This is a genomic window from Vibrio sp. 1069 (assembly GCF_033340555.1).
The window spans coordinates 1-537 of record NZ_JAWOWP010000865.1 but is presented as its reverse complement, the minus strand read 5'-3'; the positions used below and the strand labels follow the sequence as shown (position 1 = coordinate 537).

Genomic DNA, 537 nt, shown 5'->3' with positions numbered 1-537 from the left:
CAATTTGCCAGCCGTTTGACCGAGCGTGCTCAGCTTGCTGGAGCAGTGAATACACTTAAGAAGCTTGATGATGGTGAAATCATTGGTGATAACACTGATGGTGCAGGCTTAGTGCAGGACTTGTTGCAACATCAAGTCGTTTTAGAAGGCGCACGTATCCTGATCATAGGAGCTGGTGGTGCCGCTCGAGGAGTGATTAAACCATTGCTCGATCAAAAGCCAACATCTCTAACGATAACTAATCGTACATTTTCCAAAGCCGAAGAATTGGCAGAATTGTTTTCTGCGTATGGCCCTGTTAAAGCAAAAGAGATGAATACCATTGCTGAAGAGTTCGATGTCATAATCAACTCTACGTCTGCATCATTGAGTGGTGAGTTACCTGCGATCTCTTCCTCGGTGTTCGCCGCCAATAGTACAAGCTACGACATGATGTATGGCAAAGGTGATACCACATTTAACCAATGGGCTAAGCAACACGGTGCGGCACATGCTTATGATGGTTTAGGTATGTTAGTTGGCCAAGCTGCTGAGAGT

Annotated in this window: 1 protein-coding gene; it reads left to right on the top strand. The window is 45.6% G+C overall.

The window, feature by feature from the left end; all coding sequences use genetic code 11:
• Positions 1-537 (top strand): shikimate dehydrogenase (aroE, locus tag R7040_RS29500; protein ID WP_318098057.1); only part of this gene is annotated, 537 nt, incomplete at both ends.